The organism is Dyella silvatica (genome assembly GCF_026283955.1).
In the GTDB taxonomy this organism is placed as follows: domain Bacteria; phylum Pseudomonadota; class Gammaproteobacteria; order Xanthomonadales; family Rhodanobacteraceae; genus Dyella_C; species Dyella_C silvatica.
Window position 1 is genome coordinate 1 of sequence record NZ_JAPDPE010000217.1, and the last position, 2157, is coordinate 2157.

The following is a 2157-nucleotide window of genomic DNA, read 5'->3' on the forward strand; positions in this document are numbered from 1 at the left end:
CATGAGGATGGCGCATGTCGATATCGCTTGTTTCGCTGGCCTCGCTGATGGATCCGATGCGCGGCTTCGTTGCCGTCGGCCGCCGTATGAGCATGACGCTGGCGGCGCAGGATCTATGCCTGACTCAGTCGGCGGTAAGCCGACAGATCCAGACCCTGGAAGACCGCCTCGGCATCAAACTGTTGCTGCGCGGGCATCGCTCCATCGCGTTCACCGCCGAAGGCGAGCGGTTGTTTCGCAGCGCCGATATCGCCGTGCAGCAACTGCAAGACACCCTCGGCGCGATCAGCGACAAGGCCGGGCTGCGCCCGGTCACCCTCAGCGCCAGCATCGGCGTCACCGGCTTATGGCTGCTGCCCAGGCTGGGTCGCTTTCAGCGACAACATCCGGGCATCGATGTACGGGTTGCCGCGAACAATCGTCTGGTCGATTTGCGTGGCGAAGGCATCGATCTGGCGATCCGCTATTGCGCCGATCATGCCGCGCCGCAGGGTGCCTTGCGCTTGTTCGGCGAAACCATTGCGCCGGTTGCACATCCATCGCTGGGTTTGCGTTCGCTGCGCTCCGCCGGGCAAATCGCCAAACAGGTGCTGCTGGAGTTCGACGATCCGCAACGGCCCTGGCTGCATTGGCGCGCATGGCTGCGCAGCAAGAGCTGGGCCCATGTCAAACCGCGCGGGGTCATGCGTTTCAACCAATACGATCAGGTCGTGCAGGCAGCCATGGCCGGACAAGGCGTGGCGCTGGGCCGGCTGGCCTTGATCGGCCCGATGCTGGCCGATCAGCGCCTGCTGATGCTGGCGCCGGCACACTGCGATCCGGCCGTTCGCCACGGCTACTGGTTGATCCAGGCACATGACACACCGCGCAAGCAGGTCAACGCGGTCATCGATTGGCTGATCGCCGAGGCCGCTGCCCGCTGACATGCCTGGCATGTCGAAAAAGCGTTTGCAGCGACAGCGTAGTCAGCGCTCAATATCACCGATAGCGCACGTGTATGCGCCAATCCAGGTATTTATCGTGACGCTCGATCCCCTGCTGCGTGAACCCTCACGCTTAATCAGCCGCCGCTATGCGCCGGTGATGCAAAACCTGCCTTACACGCTGGCCAAGCTCAGCTATCTGCAACCGACCCATGAGCGCCCGCTGCAATATGCCTATCAACCGCCGCCGGGCACGCCCTGGGAGAGCTGCCCCTTCGACGAACGCGACATGCGCATCGCCGATGCGCGCCAACTGACCACACGAACCACGGTGCATCGCGAAGGCTTCGAGCTTTGGCACGCGCCCACCGCGCTGAGTGATTTCTCCGACCGGGACAGCATTGTTCAGCGCTACTACCCGGAGGTCGTCGAACTCGCCTGTGCGGCCACCGGCGCCCGCCGCGGCTATGTCTTCGACCATCTCATACGTCAACGCGAAGGCGACCGCCGCAGGCTTAATTTCGGCCGTTCCGCGCAGGGCCAGGTCGCCGCCGCCAATGGCCGCATTCATAACGACTACACCGAAGCCTCTGGACGCAGGCGACTGGGCCTGGTGCTTGAAGCCGTAGGCGAGCATGCCTGCTCCGTAGGCCGCTACAGCATCGTCAATGTCTGGCGTTCGATCAGGCATCCGGTGCTGGATACGCCACTGGCCGTTTGCGATGCGCGCAGCCTGAGCGCCACCGACCTTATCGAGGCCGAGGTGCGCTATCCAAGGCGCCACGGTGAAATCTATCTGGCCATCCACTCGTCACGGCATCGCTGGTTCTATTTTTCCGCCATGCATCGCGATGAAGCACTGGTGTTCAAGCAATACGATGCGCAACTCGGCGGCGTGGCACGCTATACCCCGCATGCAGCCTTCGATCATCCCGATGCACCCGATGGCTGGCCAGCGCGTGAAAGCATCGAGGCACGTTGCCTGGTGATCTACGAATGAGCCAGGTTGAATCATCATTACCCGTGAGCACACCGATGATCGAGTTCTGGTTTGAGTTCGGCAGCAACTACAGCTATCTAAGCCTGATGCGCATCGAGGCGCTGGCCGCCGAACATGGCGTGGCGCTGGCCTGGCGGCCCTTTCTGCTGGGGCCGATTTTCAAATCGTTCGGCTGGGACAGCTCGCCCTTCGTGTTGCAGCAAGCCAAGGGCGCCTACGTCTGGCATGACATGC

The 2157-nt window shown here is 62.6% G+C and carries 3 protein-coding genes; all 3 read left to right on the plus strand.

Going from position 1 to position 2157, the window contains the following annotated elements; translation table 11 throughout:
- Positions 1-14 precede the first annotated feature (14 nt).
- Positions 15-923, plus strand: coding sequence for a LysR substrate-binding domain-containing protein (locus tag OUZ52_RS22665; protein WP_266160870.1), 909 nt, complete (start codon positions 15-17; stop codon positions 921-923).
- Positions 924-1020: 97 nt separating this feature from the next.
- The gene (locus OUZ52_RS22670) at positions 1021-1923 is read left to right on the plus strand and encodes a CmcJ/NvfI family oxidoreductase (RefSeq protein WP_266160872.1); all 903 of its coding nucleotides are present in this window, start codon (positions 1021-1023) and stop codon (positions 1921-1923) included.
- Positions 1924-1946: 23 nt separating this feature from the next.
- The coding region (locus tag OUZ52_RS22675) for a DsbA family protein (protein ID WP_266160873.1) at positions 1947-2157 on the plus strand (211 nt) is incomplete at its 3' end.

What these genes read in the sequence shown, in the direction of transcription:
- OUZ52_RS22665 (WP_266160870.1), top strand. Translation starts at nt 15, where the DNA reads ATGTCGATATCGCTTGTTTCGCTGGCCTCGCTGATGGATCCGATGCGC.